The 14,749-nt window shown below is 42.9% G+C and carries 16 protein-coding genes and 3 pseudogenes; 6 read left to right on the top strand and 13 right to left on the bottom strand.

Annotation, left to right across the window (positions count from 1 at the left end):
• Positions 1 to 47 precede the first annotated feature (47 nt).
• Entirely contained in the window at positions 48 to 1,442 is a 1,395-nt protein-coding gene (locus N7387_RS18035; RefSeq protein ID WP_279800555.1) for a hypothetical protein, read from the top strand.
• Positions 1,443 to 1,542: 100 nt separating this feature from the next.
• On the opposite strand, the gene cas6f is transcribed toward N7387_RS18035, so the two are convergent.
• From cas6f to N7387_RS17990, 9 genes are all read right to left on the bottom strand, one after another.
• The gene (cas6f, locus tag N7387_RS18030) at positions 1,543 to 2,100 is read right to left on the bottom strand and encodes a type I-F CRISPR-associated endoribonuclease Cas6/Csy4 (protein WP_279800553.1); all 558 of its coding nucleotides are present in this window, start codon (positions 2,098 to 2,100) and stop codon (positions 1,543 to 1,545) included.
• Positions 2,101 to 2,104: 4 nt separating this feature from the next.
• Positions 2,105 to 3,121: a type I-F CRISPR-associated protein Csy3 gene (gene csy3, locus N7387_RS18025; RefSeq protein WP_279800552.1), complete on the bottom strand. Its 1,017-nt coding sequence runs from the start codon at positions 3,119 to 3,121 to the stop codon at positions 2,105 to 2,107.
• A 14-nt stretch (positions 3,122 to 3,135) separates the two neighbouring features.
• Positions 3,136 to 3,429 (bottom strand): type I-F CRISPR-associated protein Csy2, encoded by a 294-nt coding sequence (locus tag N7387_RS18020; protein WP_279800551.1) that lies wholly within the window; start codon positions 3,427 to 3,429, stop codon positions 3,136 to 3,138.
• Entirely contained in the window at positions 3,426 to 3,974 is a 549-nt protein-coding gene (locus N7387_RS18015) for a type I-F CRISPR-associated protein Csy2 (protein WP_279800550.1), read from the bottom strand. The genes N7387_RS18020 and N7387_RS18015 overlap by 4 nt, the downstream gene beginning before the upstream one ends.
• Complete coding sequence (locus tag N7387_RS18010; protein ID WP_279800548.1) at positions 3,946 to 4,629, bottom strand: type I-F CRISPR-associated protein Csy1; 684 nt, start codon at positions 4,627 to 4,629, stop codon at positions 3,946 to 3,948. Before N7387_RS18010 ends, N7387_RS18015 begins: the two co-directional genes overlap by 29 nt.
• Before the next feature lie 290 nt (positions 4,630 to 4,919).
• Positions 4,920 to 5,288 carry a DUF305 domain-containing protein gene (locus N7387_RS18005; protein WP_262859742.1) on the bottom strand — a complete coding sequence of 123 codons (369 nt, stop codon included), beginning with the start codon at positions 5,286 to 5,288 and terminating at the stop codon, positions 4,920 to 4,922.
• Positions 5,289 to 5,435: 147 nt separating this feature from the next.
• A complete protein-coding gene (locus tag N7387_RS18000) occupies positions 5,436 to 5,603 on the bottom strand; it encodes a hypothetical protein (RefSeq protein ID WP_262864560.1) in 168 nt (55 codons plus the stop codon).
• Between the two features lie 189 nt (positions 5,604 to 5,792).
• The gene (locus N7387_RS17995; protein ID WP_279800546.1) at positions 5,793 to 6,218 is read right to left on the bottom strand and encodes a hypothetical protein; all 426 of its coding nucleotides are present in this window, start codon (positions 6,216 to 6,218) and stop codon (positions 5,793 to 5,795) included.
• Positions 6,219 to 7,506: 1,288 nt separating this feature from the next.
• On the bottom strand, positions 7,507 to 8,193 hold the full coding sequence (locus N7387_RS17990; RefSeq protein ID WP_279800544.1) for a porin family protein: 687 nt from the start codon (positions 8,191 to 8,193) through the stop codon (positions 7,507 to 7,509).
• Positions 8,194 to 8,666: 473 nt separating this feature from the next.
• Here N7387_RS17990 and uraH point away from each other — a divergent pair, with 473 nt between their 5' ends.
• The 3 genes from uraH to N7387_RS17975 all read left to right on the top strand — a co-directional run bounded on the left by uraH (position 8,667) and on the right by N7387_RS17975 (position 10,171).
• Positions 8,667 to 9,074 carry a hydroxyisourate hydrolase gene (gene uraH / locus N7387_RS17985; RefSeq protein ID WP_274370843.1) on the top strand — a complete coding sequence of 136 codons (408 nt, stop codon included), beginning with the start codon at positions 8,667 to 8,669 and terminating at the stop codon, positions 9,072 to 9,074.
• 149 nt (positions 9,075 to 9,223) lie between these two features.
• Complete coding sequence (locus N7387_RS17980) at positions 9,224 to 9,457, top strand: hypothetical protein (RefSeq protein ID WP_279800542.1); 234 nt, start codon at positions 9,224 to 9,226, stop codon at positions 9,455 to 9,457.
• 390 nt (positions 9,458 to 9,847) lie between these two features.
• A complete protein-coding gene (locus N7387_RS17975; protein ID WP_279800541.1) occupies positions 9,848 to 10,171 on the top strand; it encodes a hypothetical protein in 324 nt (107 codons plus the stop codon).
• Here the strand turns inward: N7387_RS17975 and N7387_RS17970 are convergent.
• Entirely contained in the window at positions 10,159 to 10,953 is a 795-nt protein-coding gene (locus N7387_RS17970) for a DUF4225 domain-containing protein (RefSeq protein ID WP_279800540.1), read from the bottom strand. The genes N7387_RS17975 and N7387_RS17970 overlap by 13 nt on opposite strands.
• A pseudogene (locus N7387_RS17965) lies at positions 10,949 to 11,487 on the bottom strand (IS3 family transposase); the annotation flags it as partial. The pseudogene N7387_RS17965 and the gene N7387_RS17970, both read right to left, overlap by 5 nt.
• A 2-nt stretch (positions 11,488 to 11,489) precedes the next feature.
• Here N7387_RS17965 and N7387_RS17960 point away from each other — a divergent pair.
• Positions 11,490 to 12,362, top strand: a pseudogene (locus tag N7387_RS17960) (IS110 family transposase); the annotation flags it as partial.
• A gap of 219 nt (positions 12,363 to 12,581) precedes the next feature.
• Here the strand turns inward: N7387_RS17960 and N7387_RS17955 are convergent.
• A pseudogene (locus tag N7387_RS17955) lies at positions 12,582 to 12,698 on the bottom strand (transposase); the annotation flags it as partial.
• A 424-nt stretch (positions 12,699 to 13,122) separates the two neighbouring features.
• On the opposite strand from N7387_RS17955, the gene N7387_RS17950 reads away from it, so the two are divergent.
• Entirely contained in the window at positions 13,123 to 13,941 is an 819-nt protein-coding gene (locus tag N7387_RS17950) for a glycosyltransferase family 25 protein (RefSeq protein ID WP_279800539.1), read from the top strand.
• Between the two features lie 49 nt (positions 13,942 to 13,990).
• Here the strand turns inward: N7387_RS17950 and N7387_RS17945 are convergent.
• A partial coding sequence (locus N7387_RS17945) for a tail fiber protein (RefSeq protein ID WP_279800538.1) occupies positions 13,991 to 14,749 on the bottom strand: 759 nt, incomplete at its 5' end.

The raw sequence follows: 14,749 nt of genomic DNA, 5'->3' as shown, positions 1-14,749 counted from the left end.
CGTTCTAAAAACCGTGACAATCAGTGAGTCACAAAGGGAAACGTTAAATGGAAATAACCTCCGATCAGAAGCGGACAATCTGTGCCATGCTGGCTGAACAGGCCGGATACCCTGTCCGCAGCGCAGAAATCACGGCCTTGTGTGATGATGAAACCATCCGCGCCGCCCTGCTCGTCCTCGGCAGCCTGATTGACGTAAAATACCGTGAAGTCTCCGCCGCACTGGCGGCGGCCAGCGCTGAACATGAACGCAATAACCCGCAGATGATGATGGGCAGTACGCTCGCTGACAGCACACTTTCTGCGCCGGCGGATATGCCAGCCTCACAGCCGGACACAGCTCAGACCGTATTTCCGCCTGCTGCTGAACCGGACCCCCTCATTGTTCCTCCTGCACCTGAAGAGCCGGTTATCACGGATAACACCACGGGTGCAGAAGAACAGGCTTCTGCAGAAATTGACCGTTTATCCACAATATTTGGTCAGCATGCTTTTCTTCCGGATGATCCCGCAGCGACTGACAACAGCATCACAGAATCTGCCCCGGTATATGCTGAACCGGTGATAATAAACCAGCTTTCACCACTTTCTGATGACGAATCCGCAGAGTTCACCTTTGTATACAACGAACCTGAGGCAGCAGCATCCGTTACGCCAGCAGCCGCAGACAATACTGAACTGACCGCCTCTGTATTCAGTGATAAATCCCTGTTTCCGGAACCTGCTGCCCTCAGTGATCCGCTGAAAGACGGCAACTGGCTGTTTGACGACCTGGATACCGATGACACTGATACCCCGGTAATCGGAGAACTCCCGGAACCGGCAGAAATTGCATCAGGCGATAACATTGTTGCCGCCCCGCTGACCACAGACACACCTGCCGGATCAACCCGTGATACCCTGCAGGATAGCAGCTGGTCATTCAGTGCAGATTCAATCCCCGCTCCGTTACAGGCGGAATCTGCAGAACAGAAGCCCTGGGGGCTGACGGCGCTGTTTGCTGCGGGGAAAGAGGACATTCCGTCACAGGCAACAGCGGCACCCGTCCGGGAATCTGCAGGAGAAGAGGCTGTTACACAAAACACTTCCCATGAAAATAAGACTCCTGCAACAATGTCGTCACCTTCCGGACAACCGGCAATCCGTGTCAGCATTGCCCGTGCCCGGTTGCTTGAACCATTCAGTTCACCGGTCACCGCAACACTGGATGACGGACGGGCGGTCACCATCCTCGGTATTTATTTCCAGCGCAATATCGGTCTGAGTTTTAACGACAAAACCGGTAATCTGCACGGTACCCCGACAGAATACGGTGAGTTTCCGGTGCGGGTGATATGGGAACTGGCACCGAAAAAGCGTTTTTCCTCCGACATACATTTTTCCGTTGATCCCGGTTCACACATTTCCACGCCGGCACCGGCCGGCTTTCCGCCGGAACAGTAAGCTGCCCGCCCCTGTCTGCTGAAGCACAGGGGCATTTCCGGCAGTGCATTATTTTTTTATCATAATTATTTCTCAGCTGCCGCTGTGGCAGTAAATGGCCTCAAAAGTGAGGTACTGTTGCAATTCCCTCATTTTCTGATTTTTTCTGACTCAGTCCGTAACAGGTAAACCGCCCCTCTGCAGCCGTTCCCGGCGCAAGTTTCCGGATAAAAAAAGGAAATGGCCTGTGATGTCTGCCGCCTGACAAAGATTGAGTCCAGATAAACGGCAGTGTTTCCGGAATAAATAACCGCCCGGCCCCCGCAGCCTGAAAACGGCGCAACCCTTTGACATGCTGACGGACATAGCTGACCGGCTGCGTTTTTTCCGGCACGGGTAAAATAGGGCTTAACCGGATGTACGGATAAAAAGGAGACAACCGCACAGCAATTGCCAGCGACTTCAGAGCAGAATAATTCCCGGCCAGCAGACACAGACGATTTCCTGCTGTTTGCCGCTCCCGGCAATAATCCGGAAACGCAACAGCCACTGCACTGTCGTTTTCACCGGTTTTATTCTCTGCCAGTATCAGATGAAGTTGCCGCCAGATTTGCTGGCGGAGAAATACAGCCGATATCAGTGCATCGGGCAGGATCCTGATTGTCTGATAAAATCGCATCTGTTTACCCTCCGCCGCCGAAAACACCGCCACGAATTAACACTGCCACGACATAACTTTCTTCATGCTCAGTGAGTTTTTCCCCGCTGACCCATTTTTCAAAGAGCGTGTAAAAATCCTGCCCTGACCCCGGTGGCCGGAATACCGCCCCCAGATGGGTGACTGCGCCAAAGGGATCGGCAGCGATCGCTCCCCCTCCTGCGGATGGTTCAGAAAAAGCCGGATACCAGGTATCCACCGAGCGCAAAGCATTACCGATTTTTTGTGAATGCATCCCCGCAATACCATCAACATTGCAAAGTATCCGGCTTTTTCCGCGCTTTCTTTTGTTGACCACAAATTCACAGCTCGGATAAACCTCCTGTCCCTTTCCGGTTATCATTCTGGCGGTAATGGCCAGCAATAATGCGCCATCATCACCGCTCAGTGCGGCGGCAATATGTTTCCCGAGATCACTGACGATATTATCCGTCTGATCAAAATGACGCAGGTTGTATTTCCGTGCATCAAATACCCACTGCTGGTTTTTTTTCGCACTGAGATTATCCACAATCACATCGATCTGCTCTGCGCCAACCCGGTTCCGCCATAAAAAACGACCACCGGCAATATTATGTGCATAGCGCCCTGCAAGCTCCCGGCACTGTTTTCTTTCCAGATAATCCGTCATTACTGCCTGATAGCGCTGCCGAAAGGTTTCATTATTGCAGGCAGCCGGATATTTCAGCCCGCCGGTGATTTTCAGTGAAAACCGGAATATGAGTACATTCTGTTCAGCTCCCAGCATGCAGTAATCCATATACTGAATATTAGGATCATAAATTTTTTGTCCGGGCGTTTTTTCATCTGTTTCCCGGTTTTTCCGGCGAAACGAAGATGTTCCCCGGACCGTTCTTACCTGTATTTTCAGCGGAATAACCGGTGAATCCGGACGCTGTGATGCGCCGTAAAAAATACCGTCAGAAGGGATCAGTTTTTTCGAAAAGGATAAAACCGACGGTATATTTCTGTACCCGGTCATTTTTTCTTTTCCGTTTAATGGTGATTTCCCTGCTGACACAAATAAAGATCCTCGTCAGGTAAGTAGTGATAACCCCACAACATATCCGAAGGATGGCGTAATTTATCCACCGGCCGGAATTCCCCTAATGTGATAACACTTTCCGCAAAACGGTGAGGTATGCCTTCTGACCTGGCATTTTCCACTGTTCCCGGCGGAGAAAGCCCCTGATATCCGGTGACGACCGGGATCAGCCCCGTACCGGGAGCAGCGGTATATTTCAGTAATGCCGCCATTGCATCCATTCCGCTGTTCATGGCATTTATCATGACATCCCGCCGCTCCAGTAATACGTACCCCGGTGCAATACGCTGCTGTAATTCACACCACCTCTGTTTATTATCCGGAAAGATACCTGTCTCCTGTCTGCCTGAATCGGTAATATCCCCCCGGCAATCTTCAGCATGTTTATTGCCTCCGGTATTGCAGTGATAACTTCCTCATTTTTATCTTTTATATTTTCACCGCAAATAAACAGTGACACATTGAGGTGACAATACGCTTCCTCAGTCAGTGATGGGTTTCTGCCTTTTTTATCCGGGGGTTTCCGGCTGTTCAGTACGGAATACACCATTTCACCGGGCTCTGCATACAGTTGTAAATGGCAGTGGTGACAAATAATACCGGCATAATTAAACCTGACTGACGAAAATCCGCATTTTTTCATTTTTCGCTCAAGCGCATGAACAAATCCAAGCCAGGCTGTGACAGCCGGAAAACCAACTATCAATGCACCGGATAGCGCATTGGCATTCCGGATAAGGATATTTTTCAGCAGCAGATAATTAATGACCACGGTAATGTCCTCTGGCACTGACCGTTCCCGGAGGGACTGATAACAACAAACAGGCTTTTCCTTTGTTACGCATATTAAGCGCAGAGATATTTTGCGGTTTAGACCCGCCGATATGAATAATAACAGACGGACCTGAGAATACACCGCGTATACCAAACCGGTGGTACAGTTCAGATAATAATCCGGACGGCGTCAGTACTGACAGTAAATGATAACCCGCTTTGCATTTTTTATCCGGTACAGGAAAAAAAACCTGTTTTATTTTTGCGTGTGTTGCCGGTATTCCGCTCCCGGAAAATATCTGCAAAAAACCGGCACGCAGCTCCCGGTAATCTTTTCCGCTGAGAATTGTCTTTGCCAGTTCACTTTCTTCACACAAATGTGTCAGTAATGTTTTTCCATCCTGAATTTTCAGCATCAGGAATGTATATATTTCCAGTGCAGCCGCATTACCTTCAGCATCCGGCGGAACAACCACATTACCGGACCGCAGAAAGCCATCATTTTTCTTTTTGACCTCCGCCAGCACCGCTCTCACTTTGCCATCACGATTTTTGCGGGCTCCCGGATGTGTAAAAGCAAAAGGATGTGTTGTCAGCGACAGTTGTTTCGCGCGACCTGCCGCATCTGTCAGCCATTGCTGACGGGAAAAATCCGTTATTTTTTTTGACATCTGAAGTTTTGTAAAAAATACAATAATTTCCGGATCCGGCATAGAATATCCTTTTCTTAAATAATTTAACCTGATAACAATGCAGGGGATTTAATCTTATACTGAATTAATTTTTATCAGCTGACGGGATATTTAATATGCTCTTAAACGAGTATTGTCTACCGGAGTTGTGTTTTTTTTAGCACCGTAATATTTTTTTGCGATCTGAATGGAATTTAATAAATAAAATTAAAGGCAGTAACACAAAAACGGCACCTCTGAAAAGAGATACCGCGATTATTATTAACGACTTATTTCTTTGCTGGCTTATTATTTTTAAGCCAATCCTGCATCTGCTTTATTTCCGGCCCCTGAGCATCAATAATCTCCTGAGCTAACTTACGCATCTCAGGGTCTGAACCGTATTTCAGTTCAATCTGTGCCATTTCAACGGCCCCTTTATGATGAGCAATCATACCTTCAGCAAAGGCAATATCCGCATTTTGCTCAGACAATGTTTTTGCCATATCATCATGCATACGCATCATAGAATCACCCAGCTCTTTCTGCACCGGAGTGGTAACAGCATGCATATCACCACTTAATAATACCGGATTTGCCATTGCCCCGAATGTCATAACGCCGGATAACAGAGCAGTGAGAATAAGTGTTTTTTTCATGATTAATTCCTTTTTTGTATTTGGTTGATGGAATCAATCATAAAGGTTGACCTAAGGGAAAGGTCAATGCAATGAAGAATAACTTTACCTTATTTACATTTAATAAAATTCTCTCCACAATATCTGAACAATTCAGATATTGTTTTATCAGTCCGGCATCAGTATTAATGCGGGTACTAAAAAAATAATGAAGATAATAAGATAACCCAATACTGCACCAATACGACTCTTCATACCCACCAGAGAAGGCTTTACCAAACCGGCTGCAGCGGCAATAAGCGCCAGTCCTGCAATAACCATTAAACCATCTTCCATATATCCTCCGCTCACCTTTTCCTGCAGGTAATTCTGCGTATGACATTGAACCTTGCTGTTAAGGTAAAGTAAAGTTCTTAAAAATCACAATATTTTGATGAGGGAGCAAGAAGATGGTGATTAAAAACGCAGTCAACGGAATACAGAAAAGAAAAAACCGGACGTTATCGCCCGGTATGATATGTGCAGTTATTTTTCGTCCGGTTCTGTAATAGCCTGTTCCGGCATATTTACCCATTCAGCATCCGTCAGATGTTGTTCCCGGCGTGCTTCTTCATCAAGCCAGTTTATGACATATCTGGCGCTGTGCTGAGTAACAAAACCACAGTTATCGCAGATAAGACGATAATAATAATGGTTTATACTGTCTGCCGGAATTCCCGGAGTGTGGTAATAAAATGTGACAAACGTATGCGGAGGTTTGTTATCCAGCCTGTCCTGCGCTGTTGTATAGTTTGTTTCATCTATAACCTGCCTGCCATTATACCCGCACATCAGACACGTGGTTTTAACCTGTTTATCATTCAGATAATGGAAAAAGCGTGATCCGGTCACTGTTTTTAAGCGATCCACAAACTCCCGGATCTGAGCATTATCCGGTGATGTATTATCCATCTGACACCTCTGGCTTTGTATTGTTATTCCGTTTTTCAATATAAATACCATTATGCATTATATATTATTTGCACAGCCATGACTGACCAAAATCAGACGCATAATATTTTCATTTCTACCTTTTTATTTTGCCATTTCTTTTTTTTCGGTATAATTCACATAAGAATAATAAAATAAATTAACTTGGTGATCAGATATTTACATAAGATTACTAATTGATTAATCTTAAGAGAAGATAATCAATAAAAGGCTATTTTTGTATAATGAAACCGTTATTTTCGGTGCTATTTCTGTGCAGCATATTCCTTTCTGCTTCCGCTGATACCAGTCCGGCTGTACTACGTTCCCCATCGGATGCAGTGAATACAAAATTGGTGATCTCCAGCCTCAGACAAGCAAAAATCACGCCGGATAATTCGTTATTTTCAGAGTTTAACGACCTGGCATTTGATGCTATACACAATAAAAATTACATATCCGCAATCAAATTCTTTTCTGAGAATTTGCTTCGTTATCCGTCACCGCAAATGATCATTAATTACACCGATGCAAATCTTATGATGCTGACAGACAATAAAAATAACCCCGGTGGCTGTACACTCTCCGGCGGGAATTTACAAGCAGCACTGCGTTATTACCATTCCGCGCTGATCACAGATAATTCTGTTAATTTATTATCCCGTGATGAAAAAAAGAATCTGACTGAAAAAATTACGTGTCTCGAAGCATTTCAGAAAACACCGGCCCCCGCAACATTCCGGTGCCGGATATTACAATCTGAGCCATAACACAACGCTCATACTCTGCCGGTTATAATGTTCTGACCTTATCGCCAGCATTACAGAGTTCGGGAACAAATTCTTGTCTATACCCGTCTTCTATCATCTCAAATATTTTTTTCTCGCAGCTGCTTCAGAATCACGCCGAAACCGCTTCCGGTTTTCTGATAACAAATAAGAGACAAAATAAGCGGGCATATTGCCCGGAAATGAGTATTGCTTTTGGCGGGTTTAGTCTATTTTTTGCGTGGACCTGATTTCACTTGTTATTGTAAGTTTAAAATGTCACCGAATCCTGCAAAACAGATATGTCTATATTTATAGAAGTGTTATTAACAATAATGTTTTTATTGGTATGTGACAGGGCATGTCAGGTCTGATTGTTTACAGGCAGGTCGTTGAATCGAATGGTCAACATTAAATATAATTCTGGCAGCGGCAATCAAAAATAGCTAACAAAAGTTAGCTATTCTCATGACATAACCGATGAGGTAAACACGATAAAAATATCAGAATAAATATCTGATGCCAAATGTAAGTTCTTGTGATTTAAGGTGTGCTTTCATTTGTTCGTCTTGTAAGCCCCGGGCATTCGCAAAACGGTTCATTCCGCTCTCAGTTTTTCCTAAATCGACGTAACGGTAACCTAAGTCAAAATTAAGTTTGTCGATAGGCTCATAGCTGAAACCTGCACCAAGAGAATACGCTAAATTAGTATCGGTATTACCAGCATATTGGCGTGTCGTATTCCCTTGCCATCCTGATGATTTCACTTTTGCAATACCGATACCTACAGTGCCATAAACAGAAATTCCCTGATAAATTTCATAGTCACGGTAAGCATTTAACATCAAACGCTGTGATTCTGTTTTATGGTGATTAAAACTAGCCGGAAAAGCCGTTGAACCACTGGTGTACTCTGCTTTTTTATTAAACGTATACTCAGCTTCTGTCCTCCAGCCATTACCATACTGATAACCCGCAGCAAGTGATGCATTATAGAAATCATCCTTATCATCACCAGAGACAAACTGACCAATACCAGGCCTGCTACTGGTATCCATACTGTCTGCTTTTTGCCATACCTTAGAAAGTCTCGCAGCACCATAATAACCTTCATTACTGGTTGATGCTAAAGCACTTCCCGTTGTGCATCCAAACATTAACCCTATTACCAATAGCTGTAATTTACTCATGTTATAGTTCCTTTATGTTAGCATCTTATCCGAAATTATCGCAAAATATAAACATAAGTAAATGCTTCCGGATAATCGTGAGAGCATATTCGGATAATTCTGCGGGAAGCTGATTATTGCCGGGTTTTCCGCATCGTTGGTTCACCATTCCTAAAAACTCATCAGCACAGTAGCGGACTATAACTGACCCGCACTTGCGCAGGCGTTATCCCCCTCACCTAATCCCCCTGCTGTTTTATATGCAGCTGTCCGGTTCAGTTGGCATTCTTTTTTCTGCGCAGTGTACACTTTATTTTGCACGTTTTTTTTCGCCGGCTATCACATATAAACTCATATTTAACGCATGTTAATAATTTGATTAGTTATAATCGCTGATATTCAAGATGACAAAATTGTAATCCTTTTGTAAGGATATATAGCCAATAAAAATAGTATAATTCCAGCGAATATCGCAAATACAATAGGATTATTTAATGAAAAAAAATATATTATCAGTCTTTTTATACTCTTCATTAATTTTACCCGTTACAGGTTTTGCTTCTGACCTTTTAAGTGTGCATATACTGAATCAACAATCAGGGACTCCGGCAAGCAACGTCAACGTAGTACTGGAGCAAAAACAAGGCGAACGCTGGCATGTTTTGAACACTGCAAAGACAAATAATGACGGTAGAATAAAAAAACTCTGGCCAGACAATATCAATGAAGAAAAAGGAATATACAGGGTTACATTTAAAACTGGTGATTATTTTAAAAGTAACAATTTAAATAGCTTTTTCCCTGAAATTCCTGTCGAGTTCAACATAGAGGATACAAGCCAGCATTATCATATACCACTATTATTAAGCCAATATGGATACTCTACCTATCGTGGGAGTTAATATACAAATTACTTATTGATAAATAATTTTACCCGCCCGGCATTTTCACCGGGCTAATTTGTTATAAACGTTATAACTATTTAGCAATGAACCGTGGTTCTGTCTCTCGTATTGCCCGCTTATCATGATTGCAGTCAGCAATGTATTTCATGGCAATGGAAGGAACGCTGCAGGAGCAACAAACAATATCCGGGCATAAAAGCATTACTCAGACAGTCAGATATGACAGGAAAATTCAGGTTATTCCGGTCGTCGGCGGCCAAAAACAGAACAAAACAAGGGGATTAATAGCGAAAGTTAATAGCAAAACAGTAGTGAAGTGTGATCCAGGGCACAAAAAAATCGACCATAAAGTCCGCGCCATTTTAACGCTAATAAACTGATAAATCAATGAATTCTTATATGGTGCCCAGAGCGGGACTTGAACCCGCACAGCCTTGCGGCCGAGGAATTTTAAATCCCGGATAATTTTGTTATAAACCAACAGATTATATGAAAATATCAATTTTATGAACCAGATATCGTTATTTAAAATTATTTATTTGTTCTGTCAGCTGACATGCCTGAGAGCATCAGTATATATTTCAGTGGTCTATCAGATCTGGCTATGTATAACATCATATTTAAACCATATGCTTCATATGAATCACGTGTTTATACTTAAAAAACAAGTCTCCTCTATCTTTGCTTGCCTTTCCGGACTATTTATCTGGCATTCACTAACGGATTTTTTTATGATTACTAACTAACAATTTTTGGGGAAAGAACGGCTGATGAATATTGATTTTGATGAGTTAAAAAAAACAGGGTTCACACAGAAAGAGTTAGATAAAATAACGGAGAATACCCGTATGCATGGTGGTTCGATTGCGGAAGCCATTAATGACCTGGCAAACAGATTTAAAATATTTTTATGGTTCTCTGTTTTTTTTGCCATCGTGTTTATAGCATTACTGATTTGGGGTTCTGAATCAAAAATTATTGGTGGTGGTATTGGTTTGCTTGCCGGGGTATTCATTATATCACTAACGTTTCCGGTACCTCTGGGATATAAAGCCTGGAAATACCGGAAAAAAGATAAAACTCAGTCATTTTGATCTATAGATATCAAATCAAAGATTACTTTAGATTTCAATCCAAAACCCGCTATTCTCATTGCCAGCTTAGGACGGTTCATTTTGCTGACCTTCCGATAATAATCAGTCGGAATCCATCTGAATAACCGCCGGGCTCCGGATCTTAATGTTAACCCTAAAATGCCATAAATGCCGGCGGATAAAGATAGCGCATTATAGAACGCGAAACCGGTCTCTGCTTTGAACCCCATAAATTCAGCCGCTTCCATGGCAGCATCAGCAAAAATCCCTTCAGAATATGTCATATCCCCCTGCCACTGATTAATCGCTTCCCGTGTTATGCCATTTATACCATCAACAACTAATACCGCACCAGCTAAGACACCGATCGGAGTCATCGTTGATATCATCATTGCTCCGGCATAGGCTTCAATACCGGAAATTACAACACTCACCGCTGAAATAATGTATCCGACAATTTTGTTGTTTTCTCTGACAAACTCAACTTTGGCATAAAGCTGTGCTGCTTTGGAACGTAATTGCCAGTCTTGTTCCTTCAGTGCTTCAGTTTCCTGCCTCAATGTACGGACGCACTGTATACATTCTTCATCAGATTTTGCCTTACGCGCAATATCAAATTGATTTTCAACCACATCCTTAATTTCTTTTACAAAATCCATGCGGGCAAAACTGTCTGACAAATGAAACATTGATACCCGGTTAGCTTCATATATCAGCTTCTCTGCCTCAAGAAAAACCATTGTTTCAGCCCAGCTTTTATTTCTTCCTTTATCTTTTATCATCGAGAATATTGAACGTCCGGAAACGCCTGCCGCAGATTAACGCATCATGCATAAAATCAACCGACCAGCTCTGATTCAGTGCCTCCGGCGTTGCCAGTGGTGCCGGATTGTGTACAGGCAGACGTTGTTTGCCTTTACGGCGAAAGTTCAGCTTCAGCAGACAATAGATCCGGTGAACGCGCTTATGATTCCACCCGTTGCCCTGCCTGCGCAGGATCTGAAACAGCTTTTTAAACCCGTAACGGGGATAACGTTCTGCCGCCTCTGTCAGCGCCTGTATCACCGGTTCATCCCGCCGGGTATCCGGTTTGTAAAAATACACCGTTCTGCTCAGCGATAAGGCCCGGCAGGCGTGACGGATGCTCATCGAATACTGTTCGATAAGGTAACTGACAAGCTCCCGCTTTACCGCTGTTTTTAAAGCTTTTTTTCGATAACATCCTTCAGAGCCCGGCACTCAAGACTCAGGTCAGCAAACATCTGTTTTAAACGCCGGTTTTCCTCTTCAAGATCTTTTAATTTTTTAATATCAGACTGGAGTGGAAGCTTCCACGGGCGCATTTTACTGGCAGCGTGAGTTCGAAAAACCGGGACATAAGGTCAAAGTGATCAGCCCTCAGTATGTAAAACCCTTTGTCCGCGGGCAAAAAAATGACGGTAATGATGCACAGGTTATCGCAATTGCTCTGATGCAGCCAACAATGCAGTTCGTACCACCCAAAAGCCCTGAACAGCAGGATATTCAGGCTCTGCACCGTGCAAGACAGCGTATTGTTAATCACCGCACTGCGACAGTCTGTCAAATCCGGGGACTGCTGCTTGATCGGGGAATAACAATCGGCGCGGCAGTCTCAAGAGTTCGTCGTGCTGTTCCGCTTATTCTTGAAGATGTTGAAAATGGTCTTAGCGTTAGAATGCGCAGGACGATTGCAGAACTTTATGATCTCTTTAACGATCTTGGTCGTCGTATACGCTTTTTTGATAAAGAAATTGATGCTGTGTTCAGGCAATCAGAAGCCTGCCAGCGCATTGCCAAAGTTAAAGGCATTGGCCCTAAAACAGCAACAGCTGTTGTTGCCGCGATTGGCAAAGGAACTGAATTTAAAAATGGTCGTCACTTTGCCGCATGACTTGGTCTGGTTCCACGACAGCACTCGAGTGGTGACAGGCAGGTACTGATGAATATGACGAAAAAAGGCTACAAGCATTTGCAAACCTTATTTATTCATGGAGCCAGGGCAGTCGTTAGAGTGGCTGCAAATAATAATGAGGGTTATTTAAATCAATGGGTTAATCAGCTAAAAGAGCGACGAGGATTTAACAAAACGACCGTTGCAGTCGCCAATAAAAATGCCAGAATTATTTGGTCAATTCTTCACAATGAAACAGAGTACAGACCGGCAGTGTAATAGCATACCTTTAAAAGTTGCAAAGTATTGAAAAATGGCCACAGGTTGAACCTGCACAATCGGAACCTGACTACTATATTGGCCTTCGTGGTCGTCCGGTTGTTGAGGCGATTGTGTGCGGATTACCCATTTGGGCACAGATATTTCTGATGCCGGATAGATGTAAGCAACAACCTAAAACCTGATTCAGTACTTGCAAAACGGAGGTAGTCCATAGATATAGTAGCTGGCTTCGGATATACCGACTTCACGGCAGACATATTTGACTATCCGTCCGGCTTCGACGGATTTCAGAACGGCGATAATCTGATGTTCAGTAAATCGGGCTTTGCGCATAGCGATCTCCTCAGGGTACATATCAGTATGGATGAAGATCTCTGAAAGTGAATGGGACTTTTTTCCGGGATACTTACAAAACAGCCCAGTATGACAGAAATGTGGTAGTTGTTCCTGTTGTCGGTGGTCAGCAAAAGATAGTTTGAAGGAGAGAATATAGTGAAATTATATAGTGAAGTGTGACTCAGGGCACAAAAAAGCCACCGCAAGGGTGGCTTTTCTTAACTCTAACTCACTGAAAACTCAATGAATTTCTATATGGTGCCCAGAGCGGGACTTGAACCCGCACAGCCTTGCGGCCGAGGGATTTTAAATTCATTGCTTATACTTTTTATTTCAAGCAATTACATCTTATCTTCACAATGAGGCTGCGTTATTGTATACATGGATATCAATAGCATGCGGGAACATGTGGTATGATATTGTGAAGCAACTAACCTATGGTGAAAACACTAAAATGAACAATTTTGTAATCAGTTTACGTGATAATAATGAAAAACGAAGAGCACATATTACTGAGCAATTTTCAGGAAAAAATATACCTTTTGAGTTTTTTAACGCTATAAATAAAACACAACTACATGTCGCTGATGAATTGGGTGTGACATTTGATAATCCTAATTTATCTCCCGGTGAAAAGGGTTGTTTTTTAAGTCATATCACTCTGTGGAAAAAAATAATTGATGAAGATATTACTGTAGCTGGAATTTTTGAAGATGATATTTATCTATCAAAAGAATCAGAAAAAGCGCTGTCATCATATGATTGGGTTTCAAATAAACTTGATGTTATTAAAATAGAAAAATCAAGTGAAAAAGTAAAGACCTCTGTTAATCCAGTCATTAGAATTAACAATAACATTAATATATTTCGTCTCAACAGCAAGAACCTAGGCACTGCTGGTTATATCATTACAAATAAAGGTGCTCGTTATTTGTTGAATAAAATAACTACGGAACCACTAAAAAACCCTATTGATCATGATATGTTCAATGATTTTTTACTCGATGACAAGTATATTGCCTGCCAGTCCTTACCTGCGCTATGCATTCAGGACTTTGTATTTAATAATACAGATGCAAACTTTCCAAGTTTATTAGAAAACAACAGGATTCATCGTAAAACAGAATCAAAAGATATAAGTAAAAATAAATTATTACGGGAATTAAATCGTGTAGCGCATCAGGTTAAAGATTTTGTTTTTCAAAAAGTGATAGAGCGAAAAATTAAATTCAACATGTAAATAATTAAGCCATACCATCACCTAAAATTGGCATGGCTCTGTTCTATTTTTAAGAAGTTCTGTACCACCCCATCAGCATAACATAAGCATTAACCACTGATACAGATGACCCACTACCTACATTTCCCGTGGTGCCTGAAAACGTATGTGTATGCGCTCCGATTGCAACGGTGTGACTATGATCACCGGCGGATTCGGTACTCGTTCTATATGTATTTTTACCATCACCAACAGGCATATTATTCGCACCAAATTCACGACCGGTCGCAATTCCATGTGAGTGGCTACCAGTTGTATTTGTCGTCTTCGTCCCGTAATCAAAACTCGATGTCGACCCGGAAAAACTATGACTGTGTGCTGGTAAATGTGATGTCGTTAATGTGACATTATCGCTACCGCCACTGCTCCGAATATTATCGCCGCTGCTGTTTGCCAGCCGGATAGTTTTATTTTCACCGATGTAAGACCATTTTGTATCGGGAAATAAAGTATTCGGATTTTTATTCTGAGCAAAAAACACGACAATTCCGACGGGGTATAATAGATTAACACTCGCTGAATTTTTCAGTGCATCAGAAACAGCCTTGGATGTAGGCGCCTTTGTTTTCGATTCACTGAGCGCATCATCAAGCTGCACGATGCCTTTTTCTGTCGTTGATGCGTCTTTTATTTCGGGAACTTTGATACCCTTGATGGCTTCCGTTACAGCTTTTTGGCTCATGACATCAACTGCAGAGTCGCCGGTTGTCTGAACGGTTTTTGGTACCGCCGGCATTTCACCTCTGAACGCCTCTTTCAGTGCTGAAAC

The organism is Morganella sp. GD04133, from assembly GCF_029835375.1.
GTDB lineage: Bacteria > Pseudomonadota > Gammaproteobacteria > Enterobacterales > Enterobacteriaceae > Morganella > Morganella morganii_B.
This window is presented reverse-complemented; position numbering and strand designations above follow the sequence as displayed.

Excerpts from the sequence above, each read along its gene's own strand:
- N7387_RS18035 (WP_279800555.1), top strand. The coding sequence starts at position 48 with ATGGAAATAACCTCCGATCAGAAGCGGACAATCTGTGCCATGCTGGCT.
- N7387_RS18000 (WP_262864560.1), bottom strand. The coding sequence starts at position 5,603 with ATGGAAGATGGTTTAATGGTTATTGCAGGACTGGCGCTTATTGCCGCT.
- N7387_RS18020 (WP_279800551.1), bottom strand. The coding sequence starts at position 3,429 with ATGATAAATGCCATGAACAGCGGAATGGATGCAATGGCGGCATTACTG.
- N7387_RS17990 (WP_279800544.1), bottom strand. The coding sequence starts at position 8,193 with ATGAGTAAATTACAGCTATTGGTAATAGGGTTAATGTTTGGATGCACA.
- cas6f (WP_279800553.1), bottom strand. The coding sequence starts at position 2,100 with ATGCGATTTTATCAGACAATCAGGATCCTGCCCGATGCACTGATATCG.
- N7387_RS17995 (WP_279800546.1), bottom strand. The coding sequence starts at position 6,218 with ATGGATAATACATCACCGGATAATGCTCAGATCCGGGAGTTTGTGGAT.
- N7387_RS17980 (WP_279800542.1), top strand. The coding sequence starts at position 9,224 with ATGGCAATGGAAGGAACGCTGCAGGAGCAACAAACAATATCCGGGCAT.
- N7387_RS17975 (WP_279800541.1), top strand. The coding sequence starts at position 9,848 with ATGAATATTGATTTTGATGAGTTAAAAAAAACAGGGTTCACACAGAAA.
- uraH (WP_274370843.1), top strand. The coding sequence starts at position 8,667 with ATGAAAAAAAATATATTATCAGTCTTTTTATACTCTTCATTAATTTTA.
- N7387_RS17970 (WP_279800540.1), bottom strand. The coding sequence starts at position 10,953 with ATGATAAAAGATAAAGGAAGAAATAAAAGCTGGGCTGAAACAATGGTT.
- N7387_RS18005 (WP_262859742.1), bottom strand. The coding sequence starts at position 5,288 with ATGAAAAAAACACTTATTCTCACTGCTCTGTTATCCGGCGTTATGACA.
- csy3 (WP_279800552.1), bottom strand. The coding sequence starts at position 3,121 with ATGACCGGGTACAGAAATATACCGTCGGTTTTATCCTTTTCGAAAAAA.
- N7387_RS18010 (WP_279800548.1), bottom strand. The coding sequence starts at position 4,629 with ATGTCAAAAAAAATAACGGATTTTTCCCGTCAGCAATGGCTGACAGAT.